Source organism: Priestia sp. USM5 (assembly GCF_058323215.1).
Genome location: NZ_JBSGKN010000001.1, coordinates 1791918 through 1807317, shown reverse-complemented (window position 1 = coordinate 1807317; position 15400 = coordinate 1791918). Strand labels below are relative to the sequence as shown.

Genomic DNA, 15400 nt, shown 5'->3' with positions numbered 1-15400 from the left:
TCTTTTAGTTAAGATCGATTAATGGCATATACAACAAATAAAACTATGTCTAGCAAAATCATGACAACACCGACAAGCAGCCAGATGTTTCCTTGCGTCTTTTTCTCTCCTTCTTGCATTTCAAACGCTCGAATAGCAAATACAATTCCAAGGGTAAACACAAGAAAAAACAGCTGACGGTAATCAAAAAACGACAGTACGACAAAAATTAAAGTGAAAAACACCATAATCATTTCTAAGATCCGATAAGGCTGCTTTTGACATGCTAATAATAGTTTCATTTCTTGACCTACTTTCATCCCGTTTCTAATAGCGTTATTTTACTATTAATTTTAAATGAGATGTTAGTGTTTTGTGTATTGTTCACTGTTTTGTAACAAAAAAAGCGTACGTTAGCTAAACGCACGCTTCTCCTTTTATTCATTTACATTTGGATTCATTGGATTATCCATCCCTGTTTTATCTTGAATTTTTTTATAGATAAAATACGTGTAGACGGCAATTAAAATGGAGAATGCCCACGTAACGGCTTGACGGAATACAATCATGTTCCCGTACCCTTCTACTCCGTACTTTTGAATCAATACGTATTTTACAATTGCTAAAAATACATAGCGACCTGCGAACAGTACTGTAAGCCAGTTCATCATCTTGAATAAATCAGGCTGGTGGAAGAGCTTAAGAGAATCTTCTCGCTTATAGCCCATTAAGTACGCCGTATCTACAAAAAAGTACAAACCAATTGGCTTTTTTATCACAATGGTAAAAAGGACAACTACAGCCAGTCCAATCATAAAGTATACTTGATTGTTTAACATCGTCGCTGCGTTTCCTGAAATTAAATCAATAATGGTACGTGCCAGCAGCGTAATGACAATAAACAATCCTGTTACGTTAAACTGGCGATCTTTAATAAATGTATAAATGGTATACACAAACGCTGGTGCTGTTGAAAGCAAAATGGCATAGTAATCACCAATAATATCTTTTCCCTGATTCCATATTAGGTAAGGAATAGCGATATAAAAAAGTAAATCAAACCATACTCGTTTTGTATTGTTCATATATAACTCCTTTAAAAACGTTGTTCCTGCTATTATATGGGATACTACGCAAGAAAAAAAGGCTTTTACCTGGAATGTTATGAAATTTTAATCATTTATGTTTAGATCCAAAGCGACAGGGAAAACGATTTCTAGAAAGACTTCAAGAATTATAAACATCGAAACACTTGAGCAGCAATACATGTGCCACAAGTGAAAAATGCTGAAAGGATTGATTCATTATCGCACTTCACCTAACGTACACGTCAGAAATGGAAAAGGCCATGCAGCTTTCTCACGGCGTGGGGTATGCTGAATATAGCCGTAAACTAGACAAACGTCTACAGGTGGAAAAAGAACGGGAAAAAGATTATCAGGCTAGCAAAGATATACTTCGTGATATTAACCAGCATCGATAATAAAAAGCCGCTTGCTACTCTTGGTAGCAAGCGGCTTTTTATTTACAAATGAACCAAAATTATACATAATAAGGAAGTGCGTGTATCAAAGAAAGGAACTTACTTATTATGATGGAAAAATTACTGATTATTTGTGTATTTGTAGGAATTATTCACATGATTGAAACACTAGCCTACTCTGTGAGACTCGCGGGCTTGAAAACTGGAAAACTAGTCGTGGCCCTATCTCTTTTTAATATTATTGTCATCGTTTCAAGAACAGCTAATATGGTGCAAGCTCCGCTGACCGGCAAATTAGGAGATGCGGTCCAGTCTAAAGAAGATTTGTCCCTTCTGCTTCATCAGCTTCAAACCATTTTGCTCGCGGCCTCTATTGGGACAATCGCAGGTGCTCTTTTAATTCCTAGCTTTGTATCAATCTTCTCTCGCATGATTTCACACCTAGAAGTAGCAGGATCTGTACCCAAAATGATGAAAAACATTACTTCCATACATACGCTGGAAAAAGCAAAAAAACACGTGAAGCGTCCTAGGTGGATTATGCTGTCTCAGCTGCGAATAGGCGGAGTGCCCAAGCGATTGCTTCTTTTAAATTTAATAGCTACGACCATTTATACAGTAGGTGTTCTTTCCACTCTTTATGCTTCTACGCTCGAGCCTACTCTTTCTAAATCGATTCTGATGTCTTCTGGTCTTATTAACGGACTAGCGATGATTACCCTTGCAGTGTTTGTAGATCCGCAAGTAGCCATTCTAACTGAAAAGGTAATGAAAGGTGAATCGACTAAGCAATCTATGAATAAAATGGTTGGTACACTCGTCATCTCTCGTTTATGCGGGACAGTATGTGCCCAGATTCTTTTAGTCCCCGCTGCTCTTTATATTGCGTGGATTTGCAAATTAATTCCCTAGAAAAAAGACTTCGTTTCAGAAGTCTTTTTATACATATTCTACTTTTTTGTATCTATAAACAGCAGCAATTAAAAGAAGAAAACAGCTCACTAATGTAACAACTACGGTATAGGTGACACTTTGTGACCAGTGCAATTTTTCAAGTATACGACCGGCGTATTGTGACAGCGCTGCAGGACTCCACTTTAATTGATTCGTAAACAAATTACTTAAAAATGAAAGTGACGCAATAATCAAAATGCTTACTCCAGCAATTCCTCCGCTTTGTAAAAGAAAGGTTCCAGCTGCCACTAGCACGGACAAGATAAAAATCAGCCACAGGCTGTATAAAAGAAAGCTAACTATCATATGAGTCCAATCCACATGTGAAAATAAAAGATTTGTATAATACCACGCTGCTATATAGCTTATAAACGTTGAGCCAATAACCAGTACGATTTGCGCAGCCCATTTACTCATAATGTATTGAATGACGCTCACCGGTCTCATCATAACAAGTACAGCCGCATGATTTTGTCGTTCATTTGAAATCATATTCATGCTTGCTAGTACAATCAGTAAGATTCCTATTGTGCTGTATTGTGAAAGGACACCTTGCAATACTTCTTGACCGGTGGGCGTAGGAAGTTGAATAATGGCTCCTTTTGGTAAGTTTCCTGCGATGTCAATGATTTGTGGCATATAATAATTCGTTAAAGGCTGTGTGATGCCTAGCAAAATCAGAGAAATTGGCAGCCAAATTCCTTTGCCGTTCGCAAATAATTCATGCAGTTCCTTTTTAAATAAGACTCCAAATGTGTTCATTTGTTCATCACCTCTAGATACACATCTTCGAGAGAATGCTGTTTTCGTTCAAATAAAACAAGATTTGCTTGTTGATCAACAAGCAGTTGAAGCAGTTGCTGCTGCTGAGATGTATCTTTTACACTTACAGTGGCTTTATAAGGAGAATGAAACAGCACCTGTTCAATTGGTAGACTGCTAAATGATGCAGGGAGCCTTTCTTCTGTTTCAATCGTAAAACCAGGATCCGCAAACTCTTGGCGCAGCGAACTCTTTGTTCCATTCCATTTCATGCGTCCGTTTTTAATCATAATCATGTTATCGCATATTTGTTCTGCATCATGCAAAATGTGAGTTGAAAAAAGGATGGTCGTATCTTTTTTTAATGTTTCGATAATGAGTAGGACATCTTTTCTGCCTTCAAGATCCAAAGCCGAAACGGGTTCATCTAAAATTAGCAGTTCAGGTTTATGTAACAAGGCCTGTGCTAAGCCCAAACGTTGTTTCATTCCTCCAGAAAAGCCTGCAATTTTCTGCTTTTCCTTTCCTTTTAAACCTACCGTTTCAAGTACTTCATCTATTCGTTGAGAAAGCACATTTTTTGAAATGTTAGATAAAAGGCCTAAAAAAGTTAAATACTGCTGAGGCGTCATCCAATTAAAAAACGTAGGATGCTGCGGCAGAAAGCCAATAAATGATCGTACGTCTTGATGCTGTTTATCTTCAAAAGAAATTTTCCCTTTATTAGGTGCAGTAAGACCTGCAATCATATGCAAAGTAGTCGTCTTACCTGCACCATTAGGGCCTAACAATGCTGCACATTTTCCTTTATCGAGATTAAATGAAAGGTTATCTACAACGGTTATATTACGGTACGTTTTTGTCAGTCCTTCTACTTGCATAAACATCTTCGCTCCACCTCACTGTTTTTTACGTCCTAAAACAAAATATAAAACGGGACCGACTGTACTTACACATAAAATGATGAGTCCCCATAACCATTTTGGTCCGTTTGTCTCTTCTTGCTTTATGCAGCTTATTAACGCTGGAATCATTAAAAGCAATTGTAAGAATAGAATTGGAGCAATTAACAACCAGTTAATGTCCTTCATTTACATCCCCCTTTTTTTCGTGCTGGAAGCCAAATAATAAAAAACCAATAAAAAAGCGTTGGCATTGGAATTTGAATCAGTCCCCATATTCCCCAAAACCATGGATGGGCGCCGCGTTTTTTTGCATTGATAAAAAGTAGAAAGCTTTGAAGAAGGAGAAATGGTGAAATAAACAGCACAATAATCCATTTTTCATTCATTATAAAAACATCTCCTTTTTTCGTTTATAGTGAAAAACGATAAAAGAAAGAGGCGCAACAATGATGCCAATTACCTCAATGGCGATAAATAAGGCAGGTATTTGTAAAATAGCCGTTGCCATTACCGTTAAAATAACAAGTGCTGTTAATGTAAATAAGCATAACTCTTTCCGGAAAGCTTTTTTCTGCTTTTGTTTTTGAATGAGAAGCTGTTCTTGAATTGTATGAAGAGAAATACGTTCATGACTTGCTAAACTCTCTAGCTGCTCCCAATCTTTTTTTAAAGAATGTAAGGACTGATTGTCATTTTCTTCCCTCATTCTTTCCACTCCTTTCTCAGTATATTTACTCCTTTATTTACTCTTGATTTGACCGTTCCTGCTCGCATATTCAGCATATGGGCAATCTCATCGTATGTATATCCGTAATAATGTCGAAGCAAGACAGGAATTCGAAAGCGTGAATCGAGTTCATTAAAATCGGAAAACATCTCGCTCCACTCCACTCCTTTGTATTTAGCTTTCCACTGAAGCTGATGCGATAAAGCCTGCTTTATTCGCTGAAGACTGCTTTTTTCACGTTTTTGCTTACGAAAATAATCCATGTACAGTCTTGAAGCAATGGATATCATCCAAGTCGAAAACTTTGCTTCATTTTTGTATGAAGAAAGATTCACGTAACACTTCATCATTGCTTCCTGACACAATTCACTGCATAAGTCCTCATCTAATGTCAGCTTTAAAAGGTATTTATATAAAAATGAATGATAGCGCTGAAATAATAATGAAAAGGCATCATCATCACCTTGTAATGCTTTTTGGACAAGGATGAAATCATCTTGTTCCAAAGCGGTCACCCCTCCTTTTTGTTTCATCACCTATATGACGCTTGAGCGATTGAAATCGTTCATTTTTTATATAAAAAAAACGCCCCGCAGGACGTTTTTATTTAGTACGAAGCATTTTTAATCCTTCTTCATCTTCTTCTAATGAATAGACTTCATCGTTTTTAGCAAATAAAACACCGTGGAAGATTTGAAGATCATCATCACAGGCCTCGCAAAATTCCTTTTCGCCTTCGTTCCAAAAGCTAAAGAGAGCTAGTTCATCACTTCGCACGCTTGCATATTTTTGATGAAATTCATAAATCATCATCGCGTAGTAGCGAAGCGCTTCTTCTTTTTTTTCAAATTCAATGGTTTCAATAATATCTTTTTCCCAGCCTTCTAAAAACAGCCAAGGTTCACAATCACTTTTTATTTTATGAACTCTCCATTTATCTGTCATGATTGAACATCTCCTTACTTACAGCTTACTTCTAAAAATTCTCTTTTCTTTATTATTCAGCAAAAATAACTTTGAATCAAGTAAAACGGAAAAAAACGCCTATTTTTAGGAAATAGGCGCTAACAAGTTGGCTTAATCTGAACTTCTTTTTTATATTAGTAATAGCCCCTTAAACTATAAGGAACTAAACTGCCCGTATAATACTGGGTAACAGGAGGGAAAACGCCGGCTGAAGGCGTGATTTTCCCCCACCAAGATGGTTTTTTGCCCCACCAGTTATCCATCGCTCCATCAGGTGACACGACAAATCCAATTGGACGTGCAAAAGAAGGCATAAAATACGGATAAAACGAATACTGAAAAGGCGTGTAGAAAGAAGAGTAAAACATCTCTTTCCTTATCCGTTTCCGAAGCCGTTTTGGTCAGAACCATCCGGATCGAGCGTATTTGTATTAGAAAGTCCCGAATTTGTATTTACACAAATTCCTGTATTTGAAGACCCTGAACCTTGCGCAGTTTTACTGTTACTTTTTGGAGAAACATAGTACGTGTCGCCAAATGTAACGACTCCTCCTGTAACATTTGGAATCACTACATGATTAATAACAATCGGCATTATCCTCACCCTTTTTATTTTCATCGTGATGTAATATATGAATAATTTATCAAAAGGGTTATAAATTAATGGATATAAATAAAAAATCCCCCTGCAGAGTGGGGTATTTTTACGCTTTTACCTCTTTTTTAGAATGACTTAATTCATCTCGAAGAATATCAAAATCTCGTTCTGCTACTTCTTCAATTTTAGTATACAACTCATTCTCTGTTAGAAGTCCTTTTTCTTCAAGTATTTCGACAAGAGCCTTAAACTTTATTCTAGATAAAAGCATTTCGTTGACCGTGCTCTCTGTTGGACGTTCATTTTTCACTTGTTCTTTTTCTTTAACAGGTTCTTGCTGCAGCTTCACTCTGAAAACAATATTTGTATGATCTGTAATTTCAGGTGACTGATAAAATGTGCTATGCGAAATGTTTTTTAGTGTTAGCGTTTCTTTTGTCTCCATATTTGTTACTTCAAAGTACGGATCCTCAAAAAATGCATCATATTTATCATAAGCTGCTTTGCCTACAACCGAAAAAGAAAAGTTTAGCCTTTTCAACTCTTCACCTGTATTCGCATCAGTAATCATTTTTTCTTCAAACATATCAACGTGAAAATTTACGTTATTAATCATTAGTTGTGTCAATTCAATCGCCTCCTTCTTTATTAATACGACATGGAGTGACAAGTTCCCTGTTTTTTTATATAAAAAAACATCTCCCAAAAATGGGGATGTTTTTCAAAGAGCTAGAAAAATGCTTTTTTTAGCTCTACAATTCTTCTTCTGCTTTGTCATATTTGCGTTCGTGCGCCGTATCTTCTTCGTTATCACGAATGGTTTTTTGGAGCACAAAAGCGGACATCGTTAAGTATAATGTTCCAACAGCATAATAACCTTTTACCGGTAATGATGCATCTAAGGTATAAATTCCTATAAACATAGCTAATAGTGCTGTAATAAAAGCTGTCCATGCTAAAAATGTAAAAGCTGCTGTATTACGCTTTTTCATCGTATGACCTCCTCTTTTCCTTTTTCTGTTAAGCGTCGCTTTCATTTTACATTGTAAAATAATTGTTGTCATGGGTATTTATAGTCAGTTACCCTTTTAATCAGAACAAGAAACGGAAGAATTTAGGTCTTACATCCTATTTTTATCATAAAGCTTTTTTTCGAAATGATGAGATATATGGAATTTCTCTTTAAAAGTATGTTCATTCGTTTTCATTAAGAAAAGCTCCATTTAATTATTGCAATAAAAAAATCATCGCCGAGACGATGATTTTTTTGTTTAGCCTTCAAAGTATTCTTTATAAAAGCCGCCGACTTGGCCAGTGTTATCAACAACAAAATAAAATTCTTCTGTTTCGTTTTTTACATCATATGTTTTTCCTGCTGTTAAAACATTTTCAACCACGAATTTTTTTGCATCTGTATGTATGCATTTTACTTGTTTAATTGTTGGACGATCGTTCCATTCTAAATGAATCATGTATGTACACTCCTTTGTTTTCATTCAAGATTCATTTTATCTTACTTGAAGTAAAAAAGAAACGGAGCGAATTTAAAAATTAAAAAATTCGCTCATGCACTTTTTTTTTGGCAACTGTTGCTTGTACAAACTGTGCCGTTTGTGCAACAATTGTGTCTTTATCAAAATCCATCGACGCAACATGGTAAGAGTTTCGAAGCATGTGCTGTCTTTTTTCTGCTGATTGAATATGGTTTAAGATATAAGCTGAATTCTCAGGCGGTACTACGTTATCAACGGTTGATGTTAGTACTAAAGCCGGGCATGTTACATAAGATAAGCGTTCTTTTGTTTCGTCCATTAAAGAAAGCAGCTCACGCATAGAGCGCACTGGTACTTTGTCGTACGTAATTTCATGTACGTTTGGATCCTTAATATCAGGATGGTCTTCTTTTAAATAACGAGGCGTATGACGAGAGCGGTAAGGCTCCATTGAAGGAATGGACGTCATAGCCGGATTGATTGCAATAACTCCGTCAAGATCTAATCCTTGGCTTGCTGTATGAAAGGTGAGAGTGCCTCCCATGGACTGACCTAAGATAAATACATGACGGCATTCTTGCTTCAAACGCTGATACCCATTTAAAAAGTCTTGCTTCCATTCCTCGTACGTTGTTTGTTCAATATCATAGTAGTGAGTACCATGTCCCGTTAGTCGCAAACCGTACACAGTAAAACCTTTTTTAGCTAATTCTTTTCCGATATATTCCATACTTTGAGGAGTCCCCATAAATCCATGAGAAACAAGTATACCAATGTCGCTGCCTTTATAATAAAAAGATTCTGCGCCTTGAATTACGTCATAACGTTCCATTTTCTTCACCCTTTATCACAAATTTTCTGACTAAATGAACTACCTTTATAATACACCTATAATTCCTATAAGTCAACTGGGTTATTTATTTTTTTACGATTCAAAAAGAACGAAGCAAGAATTATCTCTTGCTTCGTTCTTTTTGAATATGTGGAAATACTAGCTCAGCAAACGTATATGCTTCTTCTAGATGCGGGTATCCTGATAAAATAAACGTATCAATTCCTAGCTCTTTGTACTCTTTTAAACGATCCGCTACAATTTCAGGACTTCCAACAAGAGCGGTTCCAGCTCCTTCTCGTGCTAAGCCGATTCCAGCCCATAGATTCGGAGCAATCTCCAGCGCACCTCGATCTTTTGTGCCGCTGTGCAAACTTGACTGTGTTTTTTGGGCAGTGGAGTCAAATGACGCAAACTTATCTTGAAACGCTTTGATCGTATCATCATTAACATGTTTAATTAATTTATCTGCAGATTCCCACGCTTCGTCTTCCGATTCTCTTACAATAACGTGCAGTCGAATACCAAAGCGAATGTCCCTGCCTTCATTTGCAGCTTTTTCTTTCATCTCATCAATTTTCGTCTTGATCACTGCAGGAGGTTCTCCCCATAACAAATATACATCTGCATGCTTTGCGCCTACTTCTTTGCCCGCTGGAGAAGACCCGCCAAAGTACAGCGGAGGATACGGTTTTTGGACAGGAGGCGACGGAATGTACGCACCTGTTACATCAAGATGTTCTCCTTTATAGTCCACTTTTTTTCCTTCCATTACATCTCGCCAAATCGTTAAAAATTCATCTGTTAACTCGTAGCGTTTATCATGGCTTAAATAGTTACCGTACGTTGCTTGCTCCACGGGATCTCCTCCCGTCACAATATTTAACATAAGTCGGCCGTTTGATATTTGATCGAATGTCGAAGCCATCCGTGCTGAAAGTGTGGGAGACATGACACCCGGGCGAAGTGCAATCAAAAACTTCAGTCGGTTTGTAACGGAAGCAAGTGCCGATGCAATCACCCACGAATCTTCACAATTTGAACCAGTAGGCAACAAAGCACCGTCATATCCTAGATAATCCAGCCCGTGTGCGATTTGCTTTAAGTAGTGAATATCACTTGTTCTACTTCCTTCGGTTGTGCCTAGATAATGTCCGTCGCCTGCTGTAGGGAAAAACCATAAGATGTTCATTTCCATTTCCTCCTAAATATTCTCGTATTCTATATAAAGCGTTTTCATATTATTTGTTCAATTCTTGTCCGCTAATTACAGAGATGCATTTGTATATTAGCGTATGTAATACGACTCTTTTTATTTATTAAATTAGTAAAATCATAATACCTGTTTAACCTATATGTCAAGTATGAATTGAAATAAAAAAACAAGAATTAAAAATAATTCTTGTTTTTTTATTTCCTCATACGTGAAGCCATCGCATTAGCAAGAGTTGATTTTGTTGATATATTTTCAAACGATAAACCTAAATGAGAAGCGGTAATTGCGATTTCAGGACGTACCCCAGAGATCGTTGATTCTACGCCTATTAATTTTAAGGCATCAATCAGCTGGAAAATCTGATGAGCAACCATCGTATCAACAATAACTACTCCTGAAATATCAATATAAAGGTGATTCACTTGCTGTTCAGCACAGCGAGTTAACGTATTCTCTAAAATTCGTCGCGCTCTTGCTGTGTCGATATCCCCAACAAGCGGAAGAATCGCAATATGATCGCTCAATGGAATAACTGGGGAACTCAGTTCGTTAATCAGCTCTTTGTGTGCTTCAAGCAACCGTCTTGAATGCTGATGGTGCTCTTCAACAAATTTATAAACGGTGATATCAAACACGCGTACAATCAATTCGTTCCATTCGTCTAGTTCTTCTTGCGTAATATCTTGGTCATACGCTTCTACAAATTGATTTAAATATGTTAAATACTGTTTTCTAACTCGGAAAAATTCTCGAATAATATAATGAATAGGCGTTCTTACATGCTCTCCGTCTTCCGCAATCTTTAAAATCCACGTTTCAAATGAATCAAAAAATTCTTTTTCACTTTTTATAAATACATCGGCTATGTATAAATGAAATTCATTATTTTGACCTTTTAATACTGAAATGACTTCCGGATGAGTAGATGCATAAACCGATTCTGGGTCATTGTCTTCAAGGCTTTCATACCATTCTTCCGTTAGTTGATCTGCATGTTTTAAGAAAAACATTCGAAGTGCTTCGTTTTTATTCAAAACAATTCCCCTTTCCATACGAGCTACTACTATCATTATAATTCAACTTTTTCCCCCTTACTAGTTTTATAAAAAGAGGAGAAAGAAAATTTTTAAAAAAATACGTTTAGTTTATTGATTTTATGCTACATTGAAAATGGCTATAAAAACACGAAGGAGTTTTCAAATGATACGAACGTTAGCTCTTATGAACGATAACAAACTTGTGAAACATATACAATTAGATCAGATTCACGACCCCTCTATTCAGTACTATTGGATTGACTTTAACTGCCCTTCTGAAGAAGAAGCGCTGCTGCTTCAATCATCCTTTCACTTTCATCCGTTAGCGATTGAAGATTGCTTTCATTTTCTGCAGCGTCCAAAACTCGATTATTATGAAGGATACAGTTTTTTTGTCCTTCATTCGTTAAATCGGCAAACGTTAGAAGCTGAAGAAGTTGATCTTTTTATCGGCGATAATTATATGGTTACTTTTCATTTTCACCCGTCAGCTGCAATTGATAAAGTATGGGAAAAGCTGCTTCATACACCTTCGATTCAAGAAAAAGGAATAAGCTACCTTGCGTATTCTGTGATGGATAAAGTGGTAGATGAATATTTTCCCACTGTATATCAAATTGAAGATGAGCTGAATGATATAGAAAACATAGACGCCAAAAAATCCATCTCTGTTTTAATGGAAGATGTATTTAAACTTCGAAGTGATTTGCTAAAAATCAGAAGAACCATTTTGCCTATGCGCGATTTATTGTACCGTGTTATAAATTCTGAACGCTTAGATGTTCATTCTGAACAAAAAAGGTATTTTAAAGATGTCTATGACCACTTATTAAAATTAGCCGATATGATTGAATCAAACCGGGAAATGACGTCTGATATGCGCGATAATTATCTTTCTCTTAATTCAAACCGGATGAATTCAATTATGATGACACTGACTGTTATTTCATCTATCTTTATTCCCCTTACCTTTATCGTTGGCGTATACGGAATGAATTTTGAAAATATGCCTGAGCTAAAGTGGCACTATGGCTATTTCTTTGTGCTTGGCTTCATGGGATTGATAACGCTTGGTTTAATTCTATGGTTCAAGCGAAAAGGCTGGTTTAATGCTGATAAAGAGTAGAAAGATTGAGACATACCGAAATCAATCCAATGTAAAGATGAATAAATTGGATAAGTGAGCTAGTGCTATCAATTTCCGCGGGCGGCCGATGAGTCTCCTCGTCGCTTACGCTCCTGTGGGGTCTCCCCTGTTCCGCTTTTCCTGCAGGAGTCTTCGCCTTGCTCTCCAATCAACCGCTAGAAATCCTGCCTACATGAAGCCTACGTTCATCCTATCAATGAAAAAATTCGAAAGGTTTCGATTTCTACTAAGAGTATGGATTCATTGTTCGGCTCTTCCTTCAACGAAAATATGTTTGCCTCAACCGCCTTTCTATGCGATGATAACTAGTTATTTCCCAAAAATATTTATAAACTAACGTGCTTGCGTTTCCTTTTTCTAAAAAATTTCATAAGATAGTGAAAATAATGCTCAGAAAGGAGGCTGAAGTAGTGGATATTAAAGGCGAACACTTGCTAATGGATGCGTTCGAATGCGATGAAGTGATATTAAATGATCCCTCACTTTTAAGGCAAATTCTTATTGAAGCTGCACTAGATGCAGAGATGGAAGTTTTGCACTGTTATTTTCACCAGTTTACGCCCCACGGCATTACAGGCATTCTCGTATTAGCTACCTCTCACTTGTCTATTCATACTTGGCCGGAGGAAAACTACGCTTCATTAGATTTTTATACGTGCGGAGACAAAGAAATAATTGAAATTGGTTATGCGTTGCTGAAGCAATTAGCTTCAAAAAAAGCTGTTGTATATTCAATTTCTCGCGGAATTCAACACGTCGAAACGCCAACAAAAAATCGTCAGCATGCTGAAAGCACTCGTCTTCTCGATCGTGGAGATGACTCAGATCACGTTAGTCTACAGCAGATCTTATCAGGCCAGCATGACATTTTGTTTCATCAGAAAAACAGTATTCAAGATATTCAGCTGATTAAAGCATCTGATATTCGAATGTATTTGGATGAACAGCTGCAATTTAGTTCATTGGATGAACATGCGTACCATGAAGCTCTTGTACACCCTATCTTTGCAGCTTCCTTAAGTCCTCGCCGCATTCTTATTCTGGGCGGTGGAGATGGTTTAGCTTTACGAGAAGTCCTTAAATATAAGAAAGTTAAAGAAATAGACCTTGTGGAAATAGATGCTGACGTTGTAAATGCTGCGATGAATATAAAAGAATTAAAGAAGTTAAATCAACGCTCATTTGAAGATTCTCGTGTCACCGTTCATATTCAAGATGCTGTTGACTACCTCTCTTTGAATTCAGCGTTTTATGATATTATCATTGTCGACTTTCCAGATCCTACTAACAAAAAAATAAGTGCTCTTTATACAAAAGAATTTTACGAACTTCTCCAACGTTCACTATCGCGCAGCGGCTTGGTCGTGTGTCAGTCAAATTCTCCTAGAGACACACCTATCGTTTTTTGGAGCATTAATAAGACGATGAAAGCTTCTCAGTTTTATACGTTGAGCTACCACACCATTATTCCCTCTTTTGGAGATTGGGGTTTTCACATCGGCTCGAAAACATCTTTGTCTGCCCCTATACTCTCTACTGATGTTTCATCTACTACGCTGCCATCAGACTTTACTAAGTTAATGCGTTTTTCTCCTCATTCTCTTTCTAAAAAACAGTTTGCCGTTGTGAACTCTGCTGAGCACTTGGTTCTGCATAAAATATTTAAAAAAGAAGGCTTATATTTGTAAAAAAGAAAGCTTGGCTTATACATTCCTTTTCTTTTGACATACTAAGATAGTCTCGTCATCACTGCGCGTTAGAAAGGATTGTTATGAGAAAAATTTCGGTTTTTGTTATCTTATTGCTAACTGTTATTTTCCCTTCCCCCGCTTTTAGCCAAGTGAAAGTACCTATACTGATTTACCACTCTATTGATTCCTACACAGACCACGGGGAAAAAGAACTGTATGTGACACCTGAAAATTTTGAGAAACAGCTTCTTTATCTTAAAAAGCAAGGATATACGCCGCTAACATTTGAAAAATGGCAGGAGCTGAAGCGTGTAAAAAAGCCTATATTTATCACATTTGACGATGGATATAAAAATAATCTTACTATCTTGCCTATTTTTCAAAGAGCAGCCAGCCCTCAGTTTCATCCAGCGGCTACAATTTTTGTGATTTCAGATTTTATTGGCCGTCCCAACCGTTTGTCTCCAGCGGATCTAAAAAAATTTGTTGATTCAGGATTTTTTTCTATTCAGTCTCATACCGCTACTCATCCGGATTTAACTAAGACGAAAAATTTATCCTATGAGCTAGCTGAATCAAAGCTGAAAATTGAAGCCATCACGAGCCAGCCCGTTATTGCTCTTGCTTACCCTTACGGAAAGGTCAATAGCCGCGTAGTCGAAGAAACAAAAAAGAATTATACATTTGGTCTTTCAACGATTCCAAAATTTTTTACTGAAAGTGGACAAAAAAATGAAAACTATCTTATTCCCCGTCTGTACGTCACGTATTCTACAACGATTGAGGATTTTGCTAAGCTATTAAAAGAAAGCTAAAAACCCTTTCCTTAAAAGGAAAGGGTTTTTAGAATTTTGTTATTTCTAGTCCTCGCTCTTGCTGCCATTCAGCATAAAAAACTTCGCTGTATTCCTTTATTTTCTTGATTGCCAGCTGTTTTTTTAACCACTTTTCATCTACGTTTGCTTCTTTCAAATTGCCAGGCACTACTTTTCCATCCATGATTAAAGCAATAGGTAAATTAGTTTGAGAATAAGGGATGTTTAAATCATTTTTCGTCGGAGGGCCGAATTCATGTTTAGGAGCGACGCTCACCTCTCCATTCGTTTCTAAAATGACATATTCTGCTTCATACAGTGAAAAATACCCTTGCTGTCTCATTAGATGCTGAAGCTGATTTAAATCCAAGTTGTTTTTCTTAAGCTCTTTATAATGAATTTTCCCTTTATAAATAATCATTGAAGGCTTGCCTTCAAGAACTCCCCTAAATCCTGTAAAGGTTTGAGATAGCTTTGTCACTGCGTAAATCAGAAGCCCCCAAATCAAAACACTATAAAGAATTTCAGTTAATTCTACTCCTTTTTCAAGAGCTGCATCCCCCACAATATTTCCCAGGACAAGCGTTGTAATAAAGTCAAACGGAGTAATTTGAGCAAACTGTGTCTTACCTAAAAGCTTCAGCATAATAAATAGCGCTAAAAATCCACATATCAGTTCAATCGCAATATCTTTATACATCGATACCCTTCCTCTATAGCAAGCATGTTATAGTATCAGTTTGTATCATATGTGAGAGTGATAAACCTGACTTTTCATTTTTCTTTCCTTCGTTT

Annotated in this window: 23 protein-coding genes; 5 read left to right on the top strand and 18 right to left on the bottom strand. The window is 36.8% G+C overall.

Annotation, left to right across the window (positions count from 1 at the left end; all coding sequences use genetic code 11):
- Nucleotides 1-8 precede the first annotated feature (8 nt).
- Together ACWATA_RS09920 and ACWATA_RS09915 are read right to left on the bottom strand one after the other, a co-directional pair.
- Entirely contained in the window at nt 9-281 is a 273-nt protein-coding gene (locus tag ACWATA_RS09920) for a hypothetical protein (protein ID WP_223260190.1), read from the bottom strand.
- Nucleotides 282-416: 135 nt separating this feature from the next.
- Entirely contained in the window at nt 417-1064 is a 648-nt protein-coding gene (locus tag ACWATA_RS09915; protein ID WP_013057564.1) for a VC0807 family protein, read from the bottom strand.
- 251 nt (nt 1065-1315) lie between these two features.
- Here ACWATA_RS09915 and ACWATA_RS09910 point away from each other — a divergent pair, with 251 nt between their 5' ends.
- Entirely contained in the window at nt 1316-1462 is a 147-nt protein-coding gene (locus tag ACWATA_RS09910) for a YuzK family famiily protein (RefSeq protein ID WP_014459567.1), read from the top strand.
- A gap of 108 nt (nt 1463-1570) precedes the next feature.
- A complete protein-coding gene (locus ACWATA_RS09905) occupies nt 1571-2374 on the top strand; it encodes a lipid II flippase Amj family protein (RefSeq protein WP_473049791.1) in 804 nt (267 codons plus the stop codon).
- A 27-nt stretch (nt 2375-2401) separates the two neighbouring features.
- Here the strand turns inward: ACWATA_RS09905 and ACWATA_RS09900 are convergent, their stop codons facing one another.
- From ACWATA_RS09900 to ACWATA_RS09830, 15 genes are all read right to left on the bottom strand, one after another.
- Nucleotides 2402-3178 (bottom strand): ABC transporter permease, encoded by a 777-nt coding sequence (locus ACWATA_RS09900; protein WP_098999475.1) that lies wholly within the window; start codon nt 3176-3178, stop codon nt 2402-2404.
- Nucleotides 3175-4065: an ABC transporter ATP-binding protein gene (locus ACWATA_RS09895; RefSeq protein ID WP_473049790.1), complete on the bottom strand. Its 891-nt coding sequence runs from the start codon at nt 4063-4065 to the stop codon at nt 3175-3177. Before ACWATA_RS09895 ends, ACWATA_RS09900 begins: the two co-directional genes overlap by 4 nt.
- A 12-nt stretch (nt 4066-4077) precedes the next feature.
- Nucleotides 4078-4269, bottom strand: coding sequence for a PLD nuclease N-terminal domain-containing protein (locus ACWATA_RS09890; protein ID WP_013057569.1), 192 nt, complete (start codon nt 4267-4269; stop codon nt 4078-4080).
- Nucleotides 4266-4469, bottom strand: coding sequence for a transcriptional regulator (locus ACWATA_RS09885; RefSeq protein ID WP_098625794.1), 204 nt, complete (start codon nt 4467-4469; stop codon nt 4266-4268). Before ACWATA_RS09885 ends, ACWATA_RS09890 begins: the two co-directional genes overlap by 4 nt.
- Nucleotides 4469-4789, bottom strand: a complete 321-nt coding sequence (locus ACWATA_RS09880; RefSeq protein ID WP_028412884.1) for a YxlC family protein — start codon at nt 4787-4789, stop codon at nt 4469-4471. Before ACWATA_RS09880 ends, ACWATA_RS09885 begins: the two co-directional genes overlap by 1 nt.
- Complete coding sequence (gene sigY / locus ACWATA_RS09875) at nt 4786-5343, bottom strand: RNA polymerase sigma factor SigY (RefSeq protein WP_473050214.1); 558 nt, start codon at nt 5341-5343, stop codon at nt 4786-4788. The genes ACWATA_RS09880 and sigY overlap by 4 nt, the downstream gene beginning before the upstream one ends.
- A 70-nt stretch (nt 5344-5413) precedes the next feature.
- Entirely contained in the window at nt 5414-5755 is a 342-nt protein-coding gene (locus ACWATA_RS09870) for a DUF1033 family protein (protein WP_013057574.1), read from the bottom strand.
- A 155-nt stretch (nt 5756-5910) separates the two neighbouring features.
- On the bottom strand, nt 5911-6144 hold the full coding sequence (locus ACWATA_RS09865) for a hypothetical protein (protein WP_028412882.1): 234 nt from the start codon (nt 6142-6144) through the stop codon (nt 5911-5913).
- A gap of 8 nt (nt 6145-6152) precedes the next feature.
- A complete protein-coding gene (locus ACWATA_RS09860) occupies nt 6153-6371 on the bottom strand; it encodes a spore germination protein (protein ID WP_013083687.1) in 219 nt (72 codons plus the stop codon).
- A 109-nt stretch (nt 6372-6480) separates the two neighbouring features.
- The gene (locus ACWATA_RS09855; RefSeq protein WP_028412881.1) at nt 6481-7002 is read right to left on the bottom strand and encodes a hypothetical protein; all 522 of its coding nucleotides are present in this window, start codon (nt 7000-7002) and stop codon (nt 6481-6483) included.
- Between the two features lie 124 nt (nt 7003-7126).
- A complete protein-coding gene (locus tag ACWATA_RS09850) occupies nt 7127-7366 on the bottom strand; it encodes a YiaA/YiaB family inner membrane protein (RefSeq protein ID WP_013057577.1) in 240 nt (79 codons plus the stop codon).
- Nucleotides 7367-7645: 279 nt separating this feature from the next.
- Nucleotides 7646-7846 (bottom strand): DUF6501 family protein, encoded by a 201-nt coding sequence (locus ACWATA_RS09845; RefSeq protein WP_013057578.1) that lies wholly within the window; start codon nt 7844-7846, stop codon nt 7646-7648.
- 79 nt (nt 7847-7925) lie between these two features.
- A complete protein-coding gene (locus tag ACWATA_RS09840; RefSeq protein WP_028412880.1) occupies nt 7926-8699 on the bottom strand; it encodes an alpha/beta hydrolase in 774 nt (257 codons plus the stop codon).
- A 121-nt stretch (nt 8700-8820) separates the two neighbouring features.
- Nucleotides 8821-9891: an FMNH2-dependent alkanesulfonate monooxygenase gene (gene ssuD, locus ACWATA_RS09835; protein ID WP_028412879.1), complete on the bottom strand. Its 1071-nt coding sequence runs from the start codon at nt 9889-9891 to the stop codon at nt 8821-8823.
- A gap of 218 nt (nt 9892-10109) precedes the next feature.
- On the bottom strand, nt 10110-10985 hold the full coding sequence (locus tag ACWATA_RS09830) for an STAS domain-containing protein (RefSeq protein ID WP_049165233.1): 876 nt from the start codon (nt 10983-10985) through the stop codon (nt 10110-10112).
- 130 nt (nt 10986-11115) lie between these two features.
- Between ACWATA_RS09830 and corA the strand changes: the two genes are divergently transcribed.
- From corA to ACWATA_RS09815, 3 genes are all read left to right on the top strand, one after another.
- Nucleotides 11116-12078 carry a magnesium/cobalt transporter CorA gene (gene corA / locus ACWATA_RS09825; protein WP_473049789.1) on the top strand — a complete coding sequence of 321 codons (963 nt, stop codon included), beginning with the start codon at nt 11116-11118 and terminating at the stop codon, nt 12076-12078.
- Nucleotides 12079-12509: 431 nt separating this feature from the next.
- Entirely contained in the window at nt 12510-13787 is a 1278-nt protein-coding gene (locus ACWATA_RS09820) for a polyamine aminopropyltransferase (protein WP_028412876.1), read from the top strand.
- An 83-nt stretch (nt 13788-13870) separates the two neighbouring features.
- Nucleotides 13871-14605 carry a polysaccharide deacetylase family protein gene (locus tag ACWATA_RS09815; RefSeq protein ID WP_367077076.1) on the top strand — a complete coding sequence of 245 codons (735 nt, stop codon included), beginning with the start codon at nt 13871-13873 and terminating at the stop codon, nt 14603-14605.
- 28 nt (nt 14606-14633) lie between these two features.
- Here the strand turns inward: ACWATA_RS09815 and ACWATA_RS09810 are convergent, their stop codons facing one another.
- A complete protein-coding gene (locus ACWATA_RS09810; RefSeq protein WP_028412875.1) occupies nt 14634-15305 on the bottom strand; it encodes a DUF421 domain-containing protein in 672 nt (223 codons plus the stop codon).
- Nucleotides 15306-15400: the final 95 nt, after the last annotated feature.

What these genes read in the sequence shown, in the direction of transcription:
- ACWATA_RS09920 (WP_223260190.1), bottom strand. Translation starts at nt 281, where the DNA reads ATGAAACTATTATTAGCATGTCAAAAGCAGCCTTATCGGATCTTAGAA.
- ACWATA_RS09915 (WP_013057564.1), bottom strand. Translation starts at nt 1,064, where the DNA reads ATGAACAATACAAAACGAGTATGGTTTGATTTACTTTTTTATATCGCT.
- ACWATA_RS09910 (WP_014459567.1), top strand. Translation starts at nt 1,316, where the DNA reads ATGGAAAAGGCCATGCAGCTTTCTCACGGCGTGGGGTATGCTGAATAT.
- ACWATA_RS09905 (WP_473049791.1), top strand. Translation starts at nt 1,571, where the DNA reads ATGATGGAAAAATTACTGATTATTTGTGTATTTGTAGGAATTATTCAC.
- ACWATA_RS09900 (WP_098999475.1), bottom strand. Translation starts at nt 3,178, where the DNA reads ATGAACACATTTGGAGTCTTATTTAAAAAGGAACTGCATGAATTATTT.
- ACWATA_RS09895 (WP_473049790.1), bottom strand. Translation starts at nt 4,065, where the DNA reads ATGTTTATGCAAGTAGAAGGACTGACAAAAACGTACCGTAATATAACC.
- ACWATA_RS09890 (WP_013057569.1), bottom strand. Translation starts at nt 4,269, where the DNA reads ATGAAGGACATTAACTGGTTGTTAATTGCTCCAATTCTATTCTTACAA.
- ACWATA_RS09885 (WP_098625794.1), bottom strand. Translation starts at nt 4,469, where the DNA reads ATGAATGAAAAATGGATTATTGTGCTGTTTATTTCACCATTTCTCCTT.
- ACWATA_RS09880 (WP_028412884.1), bottom strand. Translation starts at nt 4,789, where the DNA reads ATGAGGGAAGAAAATGACAATCAGTCCTTACATTCTTTAAAAAAAGAT.
- sigY (WP_473050214.1), bottom strand. Translation starts at nt 5,343, where the DNA reads ATGAAACAAAAAGGAGGGGTGACCGCTTTGGAACAAGATGATTTCATC.
- ACWATA_RS09870 (WP_013057574.1), bottom strand. Translation starts at nt 5,755, where the DNA reads ATGACAGATAAATGGAGAGTTCATAAAATAAAAAGTGATTGTGAACCT.
- ACWATA_RS09865 (WP_028412882.1), bottom strand. Translation starts at nt 6,144, where the DNA reads ATGTTTTACTCTTCTTTCTACACGCCTTTTCAGTATTCGTTTTATCCG.
- ACWATA_RS09860 (WP_013083687.1), bottom strand. Translation starts at nt 6,371, where the DNA reads ATGCCGATTGTTATTAATCATGTAGTGATTCCAAATGTTACAGGAGGA.
- ACWATA_RS09850 (WP_013057577.1), bottom strand. Translation starts at nt 7,366, where the DNA reads ATGAAAAAGCGTAATACAGCAGCTTTTACATTTTTAGCATGGACAGCT.
- ACWATA_RS09845 (WP_013057578.1), bottom strand. Translation starts at nt 7,846, where the DNA reads ATGATTCATTTAGAATGGAACGATCGTCCAACAATTAAACAAGTAAAA.
- ACWATA_RS09840 (WP_028412880.1), bottom strand. Translation starts at nt 8,699, where the DNA reads ATGGAACGTTATGACGTAATTCAAGGCGCAGAATCTTTTTATTATAAA.
- ssuD (WP_028412879.1), bottom strand. Translation starts at nt 9,891, where the DNA reads ATGAACATCTTATGGTTTTTCCCTACAGCAGGCGACGGACATTATCTA.
- ACWATA_RS09830 (WP_049165233.1), bottom strand. Translation starts at nt 10,985, where the DNA reads ATGATAGTAGTAGCTCGTATGGAAAGGGGAATTGTTTTGAATAAAAAC.
- corA (WP_473049789.1), top strand. Translation starts at nt 11,116, where the DNA reads ATGATACGAACGTTAGCTCTTATGAACGATAACAAACTTGTGAAACAT.
- ACWATA_RS09815 (WP_367077076.1), top strand. Translation starts at nt 13,871, where the DNA reads ATGAGAAAAATTTCGGTTTTTGTTATCTTATTGCTAACTGTTATTTTC.
- ACWATA_RS09810 (WP_028412875.1), bottom strand. Translation starts at nt 15,305, where the DNA reads ATGTATAAAGATATTGCGATTGAACTGATATGTGGATTTTTAGCGCTA.